This is a genomic window from Pseudomonas sp. R38(2017), from assembly GCF_002112395.1.
GTDB lineage: Bacteria > Pseudomonadota > Gammaproteobacteria > Pseudomonadales > Pseudomonadaceae > Aquipseudomonas.
Genome location: NZ_NEHN01000004.1, coordinates 1 through 14,630, shown reverse-complemented (window position 1 = coordinate 14,630; position 14,630 = coordinate 1). Strand labels below are relative to the sequence as shown.

Genomic DNA, 14,630 nt, shown 5'->3' with positions numbered 1-14,630 from the left:
ACATCAGGCTGCAAGGTTACACAAAAGCACTCAGGGCTTGCGGGCGATGATCACCTGACTTTTCGCCACCACCGCATCCAGTGCCTGCTTGATCTGCGCGCCGCGCGGCGAGTCGAGCACCGCTTGCCAGGTCTCGGCCCAATGGTTGAGCAGCGGATGATCCGGGTTGCTGAATTCGACCTTGGCTTCCCAGAACAGCATCATCCACATCGACCAGTAAAACCCGTACTGGCTGTGGCTGATGATCTCCAACCCTGCCTCGCTGACCATCACCTTGAACTGCTCTTCACTGATGATGCGAATGTGGTTGGGCTTCTGGAAATACTCCGGTGCGGCGATGTCTTTCTGCAAATCTTCGGAACTGGGGTGCGGCACGCTCAGCAGGTACAGCGCACCCGACTGGCCGACACGTACCAGTTCGGCAAGGAACTGTGCCGGGTCATCGACGTGTTCGATGACTTCAGTGGACACCACGCGCGTGGCGGTGCCATCGGCGATCGGCAGCGGGTTGCAGTCGGTGACGTGGCACTCGACGCCGCGGGCCGGTGTATCGCTCAAGCGCTGGCGGGTGGCTTCGACCTTGGCGCCATCGATGTCGGCGATGATGATTTTCGCCCCGCGCATGCCACAGAAATGGACGTTGCCACCGTCGCCACAACCGACGTCGAGCAAGGTGTCATCGGCGGTCACCGGAAAGCCTTTGAACAGCTCGCCGGTCTCCTGGTTGAACCAGCCACTGAGCATTGCATCGTGCAAGCCGAGCATATACGGATCGACTTTGTCGGCAGCAGGCTGCGCGGCTACCGGGACGGACGTCGGCGCCGTGAGTTTCTTCAAAAGGCTCAGCATGAGGTGGCTCCAGAGGATGGGATGGCGTTGCGCGATGTACCGAGGCGGCGCACCAGGGCGGCGCCGCGATTGCGCATCGGCATTTCGATGAAACGATAATTCAGCTCGCTGAGCAGCACGATCAGGCTACCGGCAATCAGCAGCGTCACGACCGGATGCCCCGCCGGACTCGGCAGACCGGCACTCTGCAATCGGAAGATCAGTTCCCGCACCAGTTGATAGGCCGGGATGTGGATCAGATACATGCCGTAGGAGCGGCTGCCGATCCATGCCATCAGCCGCTGCACTCTACCGGCCGGCAGCAGGTAATCGCGGTTGTACGAAGCGATCCATACGAGCAGTGCGCCAAGCACGGCAATCGAGCCGATCCGATAAGAGACGAAGGTGAAACGGTCGGTGGCCATGTAGCTCAACAGCAGCGCCAGCACGATCAGCACAGTCACACCGGCCCACGGACGACGCAGGAAGGTCGGCTCCCATCGCCGCCAGGACGGCTGCGCGCTCCACATTGCCAGCAACACGCCGAGGGCCAGCGCATCGGTACGGATCACCATCAGCAGGGGCGTGCGCAGGGTGAACAGTTGCACCGCGATCAGCGCCAGCAACGCCCAGACCAGATGCTTGCGGCATACCAGAATCAGCAGCGGGAACAGCAGATAGAACTGCTCTTCCAGCGACAGGCTCCAGTACACGAAACTGCTGCCGTACTCGTAATGAAAAAAGCTGTCGGCAAATCGGAAGTTGGCGTACTGCAGCACGCCCGCCAGCGTCGCCTGCAGGTTGGCGGACAGCGTGCCGAAAGCCCCGGAGCGATTGATAAACAGGCACGCAAGCAGCATCAGCGCCAGCCATGACCAGGCCGAAGGCAACAGACGGAAGGCCCGGCGCAGCCAGAAGTTGCGCGTCTGCTCCCAGTATTCCTGGCGGGTCGAACAACCTTGCAGCGCCGGGATCAGGTTGCGGGCGATGACAAACCCGGAAATGGCAAAAAACAGGTCAACGCCCCACCACGGCTGGGCCCAGGCGTGGATTTTTTCCAGCAATGGCACCGGATCGGTGAACAGGCTGCCCTGCATATGATGAATCAGCACACCCAGCACTGCGATCGCTCGCAGTACTTCGATGTCCAGGATTCGTTTGCCGCTCATGCCCGGGACACCGTTGTGTCTGCAGCGGCCCGGTGCTCGAACAACTTCGCGAGAAAGACCTGCAAACGCTGCTCGGCCACCGCCTGGCTGCAGAATCCCTGCAGGCTGCTGACCGCCCCGGCGGCCATTTGCGCATATCGCTGCGGATCGTGTTTCGCGACCTCATAGCTGTTGCGATAGGCGACGCAGACCGACGCCCAGTTGGTCATGTAGCGCAATGTGCGAAACGCCTTGCGCGGATCGTGAGGCCATGCGGTGAGTTCGTCCGTGGACTCGACCAGGAACGCGTTCTCTTCGCTCAGGTAATCGATCATCGCCGTGGTGCGCGGCGCCACCGCCGGCTTGCCGCAGGACATGAATTCCATCAGCGGCAGGCACTGGCCTTCGCCGTAGGACGTGTTCACCACATAACGAGTGGCCTGCACCAGTCGCTCGTAGTCCGCGTCCGCGAGGTAGCCATAGATCAGCACGATGCGGCAGCGGTAGGACTGGTTCTTGTACAGGTGATGAAGGATATCGCTGAGGGCTTCTTCGGCATCGTGGTGAGTGAGTTTGAACACCAGCGTGGCGTCTTCGACCTCACGGAACGTCACGCAGAATGCACTGAGCATGTCTTCCCAGTTCTTGCGCCCGTCGCCAGGGTTGAACACCGAGGTGTACACCACGCCATCGAGCAACAACTCCTGCTCGCGGACCGGCGCCTCGAAGTCGATGCCTTTGCCACGGCGCAGATGCTTCGGGCCAAAAGCATCGAGATCGAGCTGGCGACTGTCGGCCACCAGCCCTTTGATCTTCAGGCGCACCGGCCCCGTCGAGGGATGATCTCGCAGCTGTGCGCCCCGGGCGGCAAAGCGGTCCCACACCGGCGCCGGCACCGCGACAATCGGGTAGTCGGCGCCCATGGCCTCGCGCACCGCGTTGACCGTGTAGCTGGAGTGAGTGATTGCCGCACCGCAGGCGCGCAGCACCGTGCGCCAGTCGTTGCGTGGCTCGCCGTCGAAAGGCTCGTTCGGGATGGTGCTGAACTCCCAGGCGAATACCGGCAATGTCGGGCAAGCCAGGTGGATCGGCGTGCGATGGGGCGGCGAGAACGACAGGAACACGCATGGCTCGCCACGTGTCAGGCATTCCAGATACAGCGCGTCGACTTCGCGGGCCGGGTCCGCTACTTCCACCACGCGTCCGAGGCGTTCGAGCACCGGCCGGTATTCCTTGAGCACGAAGTAATAGCTGTACTCGGAACGGCCAAGGTTTTGCACGATGGTGTGTTGGTTGGTTTCCGAATGAATGATGATCAGCATGAGGCGTTTTCCGTCACGGGCGCAGCATCGGCCGCGCTTGGCGCGAGGCCGAAAAAATCCGCCAGGCGCCGCTGCACTGGGGCGAACGAGCAGTAGTCGTGCATGCGTTCGACGGTGGCGACCGACATTCGGCGATAGTCCTGCGGCTGCGCCTTGGCCATCCGGTAACTGTTCTCGTAAGCACTCTTGAGCGAGCCCCAGTCCGGTCGGTGACGCAGGGTGCGATAGATGATGCGGGTGTCCTGGGGCCAGATCGTCAGCTCTTCGCTGGACCGGACGACGAAGGCCACCGCGTCGTCGATGTAGTCTTCCATCGCCGTGTGATCCGGAGCGATCACCGGTTTGCCGCTGGACATGAACTCCATCAGCGGCAGGCACAGGCCTTCGCAACGTGACGCGTTGACGTAAAAACTGGCGGCCTGGTAGAGCCGCGCATATTGCGGATCGTCCAGGTAGCCATGCATCACCAGTACCCGGCAGGCGAACGGCGTCAGTTGCGCCAGCAAGGTCATCAGTTCGCTGTAGTAGGACGCCAGATCGTTCTGGGTGATCTTCAACACCAGCGTCGCGTCAGGTGTTTCGCGAAAGGCCCAGCAGAACGCCGTGATCAGTTGATGCCAGTTCTTGCGGCCATCCCTGGGATTGAACACGGTGACGTAGACCACGCCATCGACGGTGGTTTCCACCACTGCCGAAGTGTCCGGCAGGTTCAGCGGCGGTGGTTCGTCCACTGCCACTTCGTGGGGGCCGGCGATGCTCGGCAGGCGTCGTTCGAGCCAGGCATGGGCCTTGTCCGAAAACAGATCGCGAAAGCCTTCCCAGTAGCCGTGGTGCAGGTATTTCACGCGGGCCATGGGCTTGGATTGATCGCTCGGGTTCAGCGCCCACAGACGCAGGTAATGGCGGGCAATGACCAGTCGACGCTTGAGTGTCAGGGGTGGCGGGCGCCGTGCCTCGATCTCGGCCAGTTGCTCGGCGGTCAGTGGTTTGGGCAGCAAGTCATCGGCACAGAGCCCCAGCGTACGGCTGTCGAAAATGCAGCCCTTGATCGCCAGGGTCGTTCCGGAGTTGATCGGCGCGCTGACCTGTTGCTCACGAATGGCCGCGAAGTTTTCCCACAGCGGCGTCGGCAATACCAGGACCGGAAAGTCTTCGCCCATGGCCCGGCGGATCGCCCTGGCGGTGTGGCTCGATAGCGTGATGACCCGACCTTGCCGCGCGAGCATCTGTGTCCAGTCCTGACGCTGATCACCGTCCCACGACTCATCGGGGATGGAGTCGAACTCCCAGGCAATCACGCAGATCGTCGGGCACTCCAGATCGGTCGGGGTATTCTGCGGCGGGGTGAAGGACAGGAACAAACTGCTTTCGCCGGCAGCGAGCAGCTGTCGGTACAGTGGATCGACTTCGCTGCGGGTAGACACCACATGCACCCGGCCCAGGCTTTCGAGTACCGGGCGATAGGTCTTGAGCACGAAGTAGTAGCTGTATTCGGGACGCCCGAGACTCTGGCTGATGGAGCGGTCGTTGACGTCCGAGTAGAGAATGAAATTCATGGCATCCCACAGTGCGACCACCATTCCGGCAGCCTCACGCTATGACGGCCAGGCCTCGGATCGGGTCGGTATGGCCGACATTCATCCTGTGTCCCGAAGCACGTCGTCGTTCTTGTTTTAGTGGTCAGTTTCACCCTGATACGCAACCATTCTGGCAACGCTCGGGAAACCGCGACGAGGGGCATTCTAAACACATCCGTTCAGGGTTCGTGAACCGCCCGGCGAGAAAAAACCGGGCTACGCTGATGAGAACTGACCGGTCACGGTTTGGCCGGTTGAAATTGCTGCGCAATTGGCACAGATTGGTCACCAAACAAATACAACAACGACTTCACCCGTCTTGCACCCGGATTTACAAACGGTCTGACAGACATCCCTTCAAGCCTGTAGGGAAAGGTGAGAGTTAAAGACCAAGGGGTCGCTGTTTGAAAAGAAGTCTGTTCATCATGAGTTTCAGCGAACTTGTGGGACAACAAAACCAGCCGCGTTCAATGTTCGATGATTCGACAAAGAATGTGCTGCCTGCCGATTCGCCCTTCGACCTGACGAAACCGAAGCGTCTGGTGGAGCGCCGGCTGCAATTGTCTGACGCCTTGATGGAGCGTGCGCCATGACTCGGCTGCTCGTCGAATGCACTCACGTATTCAAGAACCCGAGCGTCAACTCAGGGATTCAGCGAGTGGTGCGCAATGTCATCAAACAACTGCCTTCGAGCGCTGAAGGTATCGAATGCATTCCGGTGGTCCTGCTCAAGGGCAAGCTGTACCGGGTGACCCGTCTGGCTCCGTTGGACTCGCCAGTGTCAAACGCCATCGTGACGTTTGGCGAACGCCTGGAACGACTGGCCCACCGCTTCGGGCAACTGTATCAACGTGTTGACCGGAGTTGCCGGACAAAACTGGCGCGCCGCGCGTTGTACGTCAGCTATCGACTGTCTGCGTTCGCCCTGTTCGGTATCCCACTGCGACTTGTCGAGAGAAACAACCGCTATCAATTGCCTCGACGTTGCGAGCCGTTGCAGCACCAGCCGGGCGATCAACTGGTGTTGCTGGATTCGTCCTGGCATTCGGATTTCTTCCAGCATGCCGAACGGCTCAAACGCGAAGGCGTGGGCATCGTTGCAGTGATCTACGATTTGATTCCCCTGACTCACCCTCATTTTTACGAAACGCGGCTGGTGCAGGTTTTCAGCAAGTGGTTCGACTGGATCACCCGTACCGCCGATGGCTATGTGGCGATATCGGCCACGGTACGCGATCAATTGCGCGAAGAAGTGAAGCGGCGCATTGGTTCGACACAGGCCGAAAAGCGCTGGTTCGACTATTTCCACCTGGGATCGGAACTGGATCTGCAGAGCCGCAATGCCGTTGTCGAACCGCGCCTGAAACGCGTGTTCACGACACATGAACCGGTGTTCCTGATGGTCAGTACCATCGAGCCGCGCAAGAACCACGAATATCTGCTGGATGCCTTCGATCAAGCCTGGGCTGCCGGTTCGAACGCACGACTGTGCATCGCCGGAAACATCGGCTGGAAATGCGACGCCCTGCTCAACAGGGTTCGCAACCATCCACAATTCAACCAGCGCTTGTTCATGTTCAATGACTTGAGCGACACCAGCCTTGAACATGCCTATGCCCACGCCAGTGCATTGGTGTTTCCTTCTTACGTCGAAGGCTTCGGCCTGCCTTTGGTCGAGGCCATGCAACGCGGGTTGCCTGCGATGGGCAGCGACATTGCGGTGTTCCGTGAGATCGGCGGGGAGTTCATGGCCTATTTCGATTTGCAGGCCCCCCAGCGCCTCGCCGATCTGGTGACAGCCTTCGAGCGCAGTGGTGAGTTCCCCGCCAACCGCGATGTGAACGACTGGCAATGGATTGGCTGGCGAGAAGCCAGTCTGCAACTGGTTGAGCGTACTGCACGCCATGTGCTGCAAGCGCCAGCGGGACTTGCGAAGTCACCGGCATTGCACCTGACGATAGAAGCCCACAGACCTGACGCTGTCGTACGCTTTGGCCGCTAAAGGTCCAGCACCAGCGGCTGGGCGCTTTGCGCCGGCACCGCACAGCAGATCAGCACCTGCCCTTCCTCCGGCACTTCGGCCGGGGGCTGTGGATAATTCACCGCGCCGCTGATCAGCCGCGTCTTGCAGGTGCCGCATGATCCTCCGCGACAGCTGAACTCGGGACGCAATCCACGGCTCTCGGCCAGTTCCAGCAGACTGCCGCCCTCGGGCTGCCACCGCGCTTCCTTGGCCGAACGCTCGAAGACCACCGGCACCGAGGTGGTGGCGGCCGGCAATTGTTCGATCACGATGGCGTCCGCATCGGCCTGGCGCTTGAGGGTCGAAGGGCCGAAGGTTTCGGCGTGGATCTGGTCGTCGCGCACGTCCAGTTCGCGCAGGCTGTCGTAAAGACCCTGGGTAAAAGCGCCGGGGCCGCAGAGCACAAAATCGATCTGATCAAATTCGTCGATAAGGTTCCTCAACAAGGCACCGTCAATGCGCCCGTGCAGGTCGTAATCCTCGCCTTCCACCAGATCAGGCTCCGGTTGACTGAGCAGGCGCAACACCCGCACCGCATCGCCAGCGTCCTCCAGCAAGCGGTCCAGCTCTTCGCGAAACGGTTGGTCGGCAAGGCTGCGGGAACTCTGGATCAGCCAGGTCGGACGAATCCGACGGGTGCGCAGGCCCTGATACACCACCTCGCGCAGCATCGACAGCAACGGCGTGATGCCGACCCCGGCCGCCAGCAGAACCAATGGACGACGCTCCAGCGGCGCCACGGTGAAATGCCCTTGAGGCGAGCGCGCCTCCAGCACGTCGCCGACGCGCACCTGATCGTGCAGATGCGTCGATATCCGCCCTTCACGCTTCACGCTGACCCGGAAGAAGTCATCCGACGGCGCGCCCGACAGGCTGTAGGTACGGATGAACACTTCGCCATCGAGAGTGAAGCGCAGCGGCAGATGTTGCCCGGCCTGAAACACCGGCAGGCCGGCGCCGTCCACGGGTTCGAGGTAGAACGAACGGATGTGCCGGCTCTGCGCTTCAATCCGCGCCACCCGCAGCGGCCGCCAGCTGTCACCCAGAGCCTGGGCCTGCAAACGTGCATCGGCCTGAGCCCAGGTGCCGGTCAGCAGACTGGTCGGCGACATGCCGTCGAAGCGCCAGCGCAGGGCCAACGCGCCCGGACGCCGCACCGCTTTTTCCACCTCGAACGTCCACAACCGCTCGGCGCCCTGGAAGGCTGCGATTTGCGGTCCTTCAAGAATGACCTCGGTGCGGCCGCTGAGCTGCAGCACATCGCCTGTGGAAAAGTCGATGAACAACAAGCCGGCCCGGGGATTGAGCAGCAGATTGCCAAGAGTGTTGAAATGCAGGTTGCCGGCAAAGTCCGGGATGGTCAGGCGATTGCCCTCCACCCGCACGAAACCGGCCTGGCCGCCCCGGTGGGAAACATCCACCGAACGCTCGCCGTCAACATCGACATAACTGGCGACGAAGAAGGTGTCGGCCGTTTCGATCAGCGCAACCGCCGCGTCATCAAGCCCGTCGAAGTGCTCGGCGCGCCGGGTTTGCGGATCCGTCAGCGGCACTCGCTGGAACTGGCGCAACTGAATGTACTGCGGGCAGTTGCCGAAGGACTGATCGACCGTCAAGTCGAAGCCGCTCGTACCCAGGTTGCCAATGTGGCCGTTGAGGCGATTGCGCCGACGGGTGTGCAACTCGATGCCGAGCAGGCCGATGGCCGCACCGGCCTGTAACTGCGCCGGGTCATCAACGGCGGGCAGGCTGTCGAAGTGCAACTGCGTCGGCTCGGGAGAGTGAGCGAAACCCGGCTCGCCCTCCAGCACGCTGGCCCACGGGCGCCCATCGGCATCCACCGCGCCGAACAGCATGAAGGGCAATTGCTGATAGAACTGACGGTGCTGATCCGGCATCCAGGTGCGAATCACCTTGCGACCGAATTCCTCCATGCGCTCGGCAACGCCGACCTGCACTTGCAGTTGTCGCTCGCCGGCGTGCCAGGGTGAACGTTCCATGACGACCTCTCCCCCACGCCAGCGGCGCAGTCTGGATGGTGAACCTCAGGCGCTGGTTTGCAGACCGGCGACAGTGCGTGGCATGCCGATGAAACCGGGCAATGCTTCAACCCGCGCCAGCCAGGCGCGCACGTTGCCGTAGTCGTCCAGCGACACATTGCCTTCCGGCGCATGGGCGATGTAGCTGTAGGCCGAAACGTCGGCGATGGTCGGCTCGCTGCCGACCAGGAACGGAGTCTTGCCCAGTTCCAGATCCATCACCTTCAGCAGGTTGTGCGCACGGGTGATCGCTTCATCTGCATTCAGCTTCGCCCCGAACACCGTAACCAAGCGGGCCGCTGCCGGACCAAAGGCAATCGGCCCCGCCGCTGCCGACAGCCAGCGCTGGACGCGCGCCGCGCCGACCGGGTCGCTCGGCAGCCAACGACCGTTACCGTACTTCTGCGCCAGATACACCAGAATCGCATTGGAATCGGCCAGCACCACACCATTGTCATCAATGGCCGGCACTTGCCCGAAGCTGTTGATCGCCAGGTAATCAGGTTGTTTGTGCTCGCCTTTGGCCAGATCAACGAAGATCAATTCGGTCGGCAATTGCAGCAGGGACAGCATCAGCTCGACGCGGTGGGCGTGGCCGGAACGCGGGAAGTTGTAGAGTTTGATCGCTTGCATGGTCGACTCCGCTGGACGTTTGCGTCGCCCGAAATGGGCGACAACCATGGCAGCCATCTTCCGCCTAGCGTAAAAACAACAGAATCACCAGAAAACGCAATCCATTATTTCTCTGGGTGAAATAACGCCGCGTTTTTCAGAGCCGGATGTTCGCGCAAGGCGTTTACGGCGTAGTCGACAAAACTGCGCACTCGAGTCGGTGCCTTGCGCCCACCCTGATACACCACATGGATTGGCAACGGCGGCAATTCGTACTCGGCGAGGACGATTTCCAGCTCACCGGAGGCGATCTTGCTCGCGACTTGATAAGACAGCACCCGAGTCAGCCCAAGCCCCAGGCAAGCGGCAGCAATCGCAGCCTGATTGGCGGTGACCACCAGCCGAGGCTCGGGCCTGACGCTCAAGGGTTCGCCATCTTCCAGGAACGGCCAACTGCGTATCTGGCCGATGGCCGAGGTCGCCACCACCGGCGCACCCGCCAACGCCTGTGGATGAGTTGGCCGACCGTGAACGGCAAAATACCCAGGCGAGCCGCAAATCACCCGCCGCACCTCACCAACCCGAATCGCATGCTGATTGCTGTCCGGCAACTCACCGATGCGGATCGCCACATCGACGCCCTCCTCGACCATGCTCACCACGCGATCCAGCAGCAAGGCGTTGATGGAAACGTCCGGGTATTGCGTCAGATAACTCGCCATCACCGGTGTGACAAACAGCTCGCCGAACAACACCGGCGCCGTCACCGTCAATTGCCCACGGGGCTGGGTGTGGCTGCCGGCAGCAGAGTCTTCCGCTTCCTGCACCTCGGCAAGAATCCTCCGACAGTCTTCCAGGTAGCGCTGACCTGCCTCGCTCAGATGAACGCTGCGAGTGGTGCGAATCAGCAACTGCGTACCGATCCGCTGCTCCAGCGCCGCCACCGCCCGGGTGACGCTGGCCGCTGACAGACCCAAGCGTCGCGCGGCAGCGGAAAAGCCCTGTTCCTGAGCAACGGTCGCGAAGATGTGCATTTCCTGGAAGCGATCCATGGTGTCCTCGGAGTGGATAAAAAAATCGCAGCGACTGCTGCGATTCATCTGTGATTCGATTCCGGGTGCCTGCATCCCGACAACGCGATGCAGGCGCGGAATGTTTCCCGATCAGGTCAGGACTGAGAAACCGGCTGATCGCCGGTCACCCGTGCAGCCTGCCCCGCCGCCGGCTTGACCCACGTCAGATACGCAAGCACCAGCAACCCGATCCAGACCACCCCGACAATCAGTGCTGCCTGAGTATCCGGAAAGTAACCCAGCACGCCGAACACGAACAGCATGAAGGCAATCGCCGCCATCGGTGCGTACGGCCAGAATGGTACCGGGAATTTCAGTTGCGCCACTTGCTCGGCCGTCATGGAACGACGCATGGCCACCTGGGTGAACAGAATCATCAGCCACACCCACACCGTGGCGAAGGTCGCGATGGAAGCGATCAGCAGGAACACGTTTTCCGGGATCAGGTAGTTCAGCAACACGCCCAGCAACAGCGCGCAGCTCATCACGATTACCGTCAGCCACGGCACGCCATTGCGTGACAGGCGAGCGAAGCCTTTCGGCGCATGCCCTTGCTGGGCGAGGCCGTACATCATCCGGCCTGCACCAAAGATGTCGCTGTTGATGGCCGATACCGCCGCCGAGATCACCACGATGTTCAGAATCGTGGCCGCCGAGCTGATGCCCAGATGGTCGAAGATCTGCACGAACGGACTGCCCTGGCTGCCGATTTGCTGCCACGGGAAGATCGACATCAGCACCAGCATCGTCAGCACATAGAACAGCAGGATGCGCATCGGTACGGCGTTGATCGCCTTGGGCAGCACACGATGTGGGTCCTTGGCTTCACCGGCGGTCACACCGATGATTTCGATGCCGCCGAAGGCAAACATCACCACCGCAAACGAGGCGATCAGGCCGCCCACGCCGTTGGGCATGAAGCCGCCCTGAGTCCACAGGTTGCTGATATCGGTGGCTTGACCGGGGGCGGTACTGATGCCGAATAGCATGATGCCGAAGCCGCCGAGGATCATCGCGACGATGGCCGCCACCTTGAGCAACGACAGCCAGAACTCCATTTCACCGAAGACCTTTACGTTGCACAGGTTCAACCCGCCGACCACCGAAACGATACCCAGCACCCAGATCCAGCGCGAGACTTCCGGAAACCAGAAGCCCATGTAGATGCCGAACGCCGTCACATCGGCCATGCCGACGATGACCATTTCGAACGCGTAGGTCCAACCGAGAATGAAGCCCGCCATGGGGCCAAGGTAGGTGCTCGCGTACTGCCCGAACGAGCCGGCGACCGGGTTGTGCACCGCCATCTCGCCCAGGGCTCGCATGACCATGAACACCGCCGCGCCACCGATCAGGTAAGCGAGCAGAACCGCTGGGCCGGCCATCTGGATGGCCGAGGCAGAACCGTAGAACAGCCCGGTTCCGATCGCCGATCCCAGGGCCATGAAGCGAATGTGTCGGGCCGAGAGCCCGCGTTTCAAACCTTTTGCTGACTGCTGCATTTTTCGTCCTTATTTATTTTTATTCGACGCAAAAATCGAAACGCCAACAGGCCGGCCTCCACGCAGAGTGGAAGACAGCCTGTTGGCGATGAGGCACTTACAGACTCGGCAGCAGGTTCGCCGGCACCAGATCATTCAGCGTGCGCGACGCCAGCAGCTCGCTCGCCGCATTGATGTCCGGCGCGAAGAAGCGGTCCTTCTCGTAGAACGGCACTTCGCGACGCAAAATGCCCCGGGCCTTCTCCAGTTTGGTCGAGGTCTTCAGGCCGTTGCGCAGATCCAGACCTTGCACCGCCGCCAGCCATTCCACCGCAAGAATCCCGCGAGTGTTCTCGGCCATTTCCCACAGACGCTTGCCGGCAGCCGGGGCCATCGACACGTGGTCTTCCTGGTTGGCGGAAGTCGGCAGGCTGTCCACCGAGTGCGGATGAGCCAGCGCCTTGTTCTCGCTGGCGAGGGCCGCTGCCGTCACCTGAGCGATCATGAAACCGGAGTTCACCCCGCCATTGGCCACCAGGAACGGCGGCAGTTGCGACATGTGCTTGTCCATCATCAGCGAGATGCGACGCTCGCTCAGGGAGCCGATTTCGGCGATGGCCAACGCCATGTTGTCAGCGGCCATAGCGACTGGTTCGGCGTGGAAGTTGCCGCCGGAAATCACGTCGCCTTCGGCCGCAAACACCAACGGGTTATCCGACACGGCGTTGGCTTCGACCACCAGCACTTCAGCGGCCTGACGGAACTGGGTCAGGCACGCACCCATGACTTGCGGCTGGCAGCGCAGCGAGTACGGGTCCTGAACCTTTTCGCAGTTCTGGTGCGAGTCGGAGACTTCGCTGCGCTCGCCAAGCAGATCGCGGTAGGCAGCGGCGGTGTCGATCTGGCCCTTCTGGCCACGGGCGGCGTGGATGCGGGCGTCGAATGGCGAGCGCGAACCAAGCACCGCTTCAACTGTAAGGCCACCCAGCGCCAGCGCACCGGCGAACAGGTCTTCGCCTTCGAACAGACCGCGCAGGGCGAATGCGGTGGAGACTTGCGTGCCGTTGAGCAGCGCCAGACCTTCTTTCGCCGCCAGCGTCAGCGGGGTCAGACCGGCGACTTTCAGCGCCTCGGTCGCTTCCATCCACTCGCCCTTGTAGCGCGCCTTGCCCTCGCCCAGCAGCACCAGCGACATGTGCGCCAGCGGTGCCAGGTCGCCGGATGCACCGACCGAACCTTTCAACGGAATGTGTGGGTAAACCTCGGCGTTGATCAGGGCGATCAGGGCATCGATCACCACGCGACGGATGCCGGAGAAACCACGGCTCAGGCTGTTGACCTTGAGCACCATGATCAGGCGCACCAGCTCATCGCTGATCGGCTGGCCGACGCCGGCGGCGTGGGACAGCACCAGCGAACGCTGGAGGTTTTCCAGGTCTTCGCTGGCGATGCGGGTCGAGGCCAGCAGGCCGAAACCGGTGTTGATGCCGTAGGCGGTGCGGTTCTCGGCGAGGATCTGCTCGACGCAGGCGACGCTGGCTTCGATCTGTGCAGCAGCGCTGTAATCGAGGGTCAGCTTGACCGGATGCTGATAGACGTCACGCAGTTGGGACAGGCTCAGTTGGCCAGGGATCAGGTTCAGTGCAGTCATGTTCAGGCTCCTTTAACCGAAGTAATCATCGGCAGGTTCAGCCCTTGCTCCTTGGCACAGTCGATGGCGATCTGGTAACCGGCATCGGCGTGGCGCATCACGCCAGTGCCCGGGTCGTTGTGCAGCACGCGAGCGATACGCTCGGCCGCCTCATCAGTACCGTCGCAGACGATCACCATGCCCGAGTGTTGCGAGAAGCCCATGCCGACGCCGCCGCCGTGGTGCAGCGACACCCAGGTCGCGCCGCTGGCGGTGTTGAGCAGGGCGTTGAGCAGTGGCCAGTCGGACACGGCATCGGAGCCGTCCTGCATCGATTCGGTTTCGCGGTTCGGGCTGGAGACCGAGCCGGAGTCGAGGTGGTCGCGACCGATCACGATCGGCGCCGACAGTTCGCCGCGACGGACCATTTCGTTGAACGCCAGACCGAGCTTGGCGCGCTGGCCCAGGCCGACCCAGCAGATCCGCGCCGGCAGACCCTGGAAGCTGATGCGCTCGCGCGCCATGTCCAACCAGTTGTGCAGGTGCGCGTCGTCCGGGATCAGTTCCTTGACCTTGGCGTCGGTCTTGTAGATGTCCTGCGGATCACCCGACAGCGCCGCCCAGCGGAACGGGCCGATGCCACGGCAGAACAGCGGACGGATGTAGGCCGGCACGAAGCCCGGGAAGTCGAAGGCGTTCTCGACGCCCTCTTCCTGGGCCATCTGGCGGATGTTGTTGCCGTAGTCGAAGGTCGGGATGCCTTGCCTCTGGAAGTCCAGCATGGCTTTGACGTGCACCGCCATCGATTGCTTGGCGGCCTTGATCACAGCGGCCGGTTCGGTCTTGGCGCGGGCGCGGTATTGCTCCCAGGTCCAGCCGGCCGGCAGGTAACCGTTG

The 14,630-nt window shown here is 61.8% G+C and carries 12 protein-coding genes; 2 read left to right on the top strand and 10 right to left on the bottom strand.

From position 1 onward, the window contains the following. Positions 1 to 30 precede the first annotated feature (30 nt). From CAF87_RS09965 to CAF87_RS09950, 4 genes are read right to left on the bottom strand one after another with little or no spacing between them, the layout of a single operon-like run. On the bottom strand, positions 31 to 849 hold the full coding sequence (locus CAF87_RS09965) for a class I SAM-dependent methyltransferase (RefSeq protein ID WP_085731286.1): 819 nt from the start codon (positions 847 to 849) through the stop codon (positions 31 to 33). After that, positions 843 to 1,997 (bottom strand): acyltransferase, encoded by a 1,155-nt coding sequence (locus tag CAF87_RS09960; protein WP_085731285.1) that lies wholly within the window; start codon positions 1,995 to 1,997, stop codon positions 843 to 845. The genes CAF87_RS09965 and CAF87_RS09960 overlap by 7 nt, the downstream gene beginning before the upstream one ends. Beyond that, on the bottom strand, positions 1,994 to 3,298 hold the full coding sequence (locus CAF87_RS09955; RefSeq protein ID WP_085731284.1) for a glycosyltransferase: 1,305 nt from the start codon (positions 3,296 to 3,298) through the stop codon (positions 1,994 to 1,996). Before CAF87_RS09955 ends, CAF87_RS09960 begins: the two co-directional genes overlap by 4 nt. Next, positions 3,292 to 4,854: a glycosyltransferase gene (locus CAF87_RS09950; RefSeq protein WP_256576000.1), complete on the bottom strand. Its 1,563-nt coding sequence runs from the start codon at positions 4,852 to 4,854 to the stop codon at positions 3,292 to 3,294. Before CAF87_RS09950 ends, CAF87_RS09955 begins: the two co-directional genes overlap by 7 nt. A gap of 446 nt (positions 4,855 to 5,300) precedes the next feature. On the opposite strand from CAF87_RS09950, the gene CAF87_RS29260 reads away from it, so the two are divergent. After that, positions 5,301 to 5,468 carry a hypothetical protein gene (locus CAF87_RS29260; protein WP_170929583.1) on the top strand — a complete coding sequence of 56 codons (168 nt, stop codon included), beginning with the start codon at positions 5,301 to 5,303 and terminating at the stop codon, positions 5,466 to 5,468. Then, a complete protein-coding gene (locus CAF87_RS09945) occupies positions 5,465 to 6,877 on the top strand; it encodes a glycosyltransferase family 1 protein (RefSeq protein ID WP_085731282.1) in 1,413 nt (470 codons plus the stop codon). The genes CAF87_RS29260 and CAF87_RS09945 overlap by 4 nt, the downstream gene beginning before the upstream one ends. On the opposite strand, the gene CAF87_RS09940 is transcribed toward CAF87_RS09945, so the two are convergent. The 6 genes from CAF87_RS09940 to hutU all read right to left on the bottom strand — a co-directional run. Then, positions 6,874 to 8,898, bottom strand: coding sequence for a pyridoxamine 5'-phosphate oxidase family protein (locus CAF87_RS09940; RefSeq protein WP_085731281.1), 2,025 nt, complete (start codon positions 8,896 to 8,898; stop codon positions 6,874 to 6,876). The two genes, CAF87_RS09945 and CAF87_RS09940, sit on opposite strands and share 4 nt — an antisense overlap. 45 nt (positions 8,899 to 8,943) lie before the next feature. Beyond that, a complete protein-coding gene (locus CAF87_RS09935; protein ID WP_085731280.1) occupies positions 8,944 to 9,570 on the bottom strand; it encodes a glutathione S-transferase family protein in 627 nt (208 codons plus the stop codon). A gap of 104 nt (positions 9,571 to 9,674) precedes the next feature. Continuing rightward, positions 9,675 to 10,601, bottom strand: coding sequence for a LysR family transcriptional regulator (locus CAF87_RS09930; RefSeq protein ID WP_085731730.1), 927 nt, complete (start codon positions 10,599 to 10,601; stop codon positions 9,675 to 9,677). A 116-nt stretch (positions 10,602 to 10,717) separates the two neighbouring features. Further along, entirely contained in the window at positions 10,718 to 12,124 is a 1,407-nt protein-coding gene (locus tag CAF87_RS09925) for an amino acid permease (protein ID WP_085731279.1), read from the bottom strand. A 97-nt stretch (positions 12,125 to 12,221) separates the two neighbouring features. Further along, on the bottom strand, positions 12,222 to 13,754 hold the full coding sequence (gene hutH, locus CAF87_RS09920) for a histidine ammonia-lyase (RefSeq protein WP_085731278.1): 1,533 nt from the start codon (positions 13,752 to 13,754) through the stop codon (positions 12,222 to 12,224). A gap of 2 nt (positions 13,755 to 13,756) precedes the next feature. Next, positions 13,757 to 14,630: urocanate hydratase (gene hutU, locus CAF87_RS09915; protein WP_085731277.1), on the bottom strand; the 874-nt coding region annotated here is incomplete at its 5' end.